Source organism: Vibrio sp. 10N.247.310.24 (assembly GCF_041467175.1).
GTDB classification, from domain to species: domain Bacteria; phylum Pseudomonadota; class Gammaproteobacteria; order Enterobacterales; family Vibrionaceae; genus Vibrio; species Vibrio tasmaniensis_A.
Map to the genome: position 1 here is coordinate 1 of NZ_JBFSUD010000175.1, position 1,799 is coordinate 1,799.

Here is a 1,799-nt window from a genome sequence, read left to right on the forward strand (position 1 = left end):
TCTAAGGCTTCAGCAATGGGTGACGCCGATATTGGCGTTGATTTGATTGATACCGATGAGTCGATTAATAGCCTTTCAGGTGCTGACCGTAAAGCCGTATTAACGGGTGAGCAGTACAAGAAGATTGGGTATGATATTGCCAATGAATTAGCGGAGCTTTCTGCAAATGCCGTTGAACTTGGTGACTCTGCGGTGTGGCGTCAGTTTCGTGTGCTGCGCCAAGCGGTGCTGGCCGATACCAGAGCAAGAGCTGAGCTTTTGCCTCAGTTAAGTATTTACACGCCCACCAGTACGGTGCCTGTTTCTTTGGTTGCATGGCAAGAGAACGGCGACACTGAAACGCGCCAGAGCATTGTGCGTCGTAATGGCCTATCTAATCCGTCTTTTATCTTGCCTTCAGATTCCATTGAGGTGATTAGCTCATGACAACGCAGTTAGATGAAATTGTATTGAAAGCTGGCGGTAATGTTTACGGTGGCTGGACTAAGGTCAGTGTGACTCGCTCAATCAATGCGATGTCTGGTTCATTTGATTTAGAACTGACTTGGAAGTGGCAAGGCTCTGACGATAAATACAAAGCCTTCATGGAGCCGATTCAGCAAGGGCAACCTTGTGTGATTGAAATTGGTGGTGAGCGCGTGATTACGGGCTATGTGGATGATTGGGTGCCTAGCTACGATGCAAACCAGGTGATGATATCGGTGAGTGGTCGAGACAAAACCGCTGACCTAGTGGATTGCTCGATTGACTACCCTTCAGGCCAGTTCAACAACCAAACGTTAACCCAGATTGCTAACGTTGTGTGTAAGCCTTTCGGTATCAAAGTGATCGTGAATACCGATGTGGGCGCGGCGTTCCCTCGCATTCAAATCGAGCAAGGTGAAACACCGCATGAGCTGCTTGCTCGTCTAGCGCGTCAGCGTGGTGTGCTGTTAACCAGTGACACGTTTGGCAACCTTGTGATCGTGCGTAGAAGTACAGAGCGTGCGGGTGTGTCTTTAATCCTTGGTGAGAATGTGAAAGCTGCGCGTGGTCGCTTCAGCTGGCGTCAGCGTTTTAGTAGCTTTACGGTTAAGGCTGTCGGTGCTTCGTTTGGCTCATGGGATGATTCCGCACTTTCAACGGTTGGCGGTATCAAAGCCGAAGTGAAAGATGCAGATATCAATCGCTACCGCCCAATGATTATTATCAACGAAGAAATCACCACAGCGGAAGGTGCAGCCAAGCGCGGTCAGTGGGAACGCCAACGCAGTATTGCTACCTCTAATGGCGCTGAGTACACGGTGACAGGGTGGCGAATTCCGCAAACGGGCAAGTTATGGAACTTCAATACGGTAGTACCAGTTCAAGATGAGATTGTAGGTTTGGATGAAGATATGCTGATTGCCTCGATCATGTTTAGCGAAGATGATTCAGGTCGTCTGGCTGTAGTCAGTGTGGTGAAACCAGAAGCGTTTGACATCCCTGCGGAAGTTGAAAAGCAAACGACATTAGGTTGTGGTCAATGGTAACTCAACGTTATATTGAACGATTGCTTGCCCCTATTAAACGCCGCATTGCAGGTGCGATTACTCGCGCTGTGGTGTCTGGTGTGGTTGAAGATTTACAGCGCCAAAACTTACAACTAAAAATGCACGCAGATGAATCTGTTGATGACATCGAGCGCTTTCAAAACTACGGTTGCAGTTCGTTCCCACCTATAGGCTCTGAAGCCATTCTTGCGGCTATCGGTGGCAATCTAGGCAACTTGGTTGCTGTGGCCGTCGAAGATAAAAAATATCGTCCAAAGGGTGAAAGCG

General features: G+C 48.7%; 2 protein-coding genes and 1 pseudogene. All 3 read left to right on the forward strand.

The features are described 5' to 3' along the window. A pseudogene (locus AB6E08_RS23160) lies at positions 1 to 426 on the forward strand (multidrug DMT transporter permease); the annotation flags it as partial. Next, positions 423 to 1,511, forward strand: coding sequence for a phage baseplate assembly protein (locus tag AB6E08_RS23165; RefSeq protein WP_372063546.1), 1,089 nt, complete (start codon positions 423 to 425; stop codon positions 1,509 to 1,511). The pseudogene AB6E08_RS23160 and the gene AB6E08_RS23165, both read left to right, overlap by 4 nt. Beyond that, positions 1,505 to 1,799 (forward strand): phage baseplate assembly protein V (locus AB6E08_RS23170; RefSeq protein WP_372160336.1); only part of this gene is annotated, 295 nt, incomplete at its 3' end. The genes AB6E08_RS23165 and AB6E08_RS23170, both read left to right, overlap by 7 nt.

Excerpts from the sequence above, each read along its gene's own strand:
- AB6E08_RS23165 (WP_372063546.1), top strand. The coding sequence starts at position 423 with ATGACAACGCAGTTAGATGAAATTGTATTGAAAGCTGGCGGTAATGTT.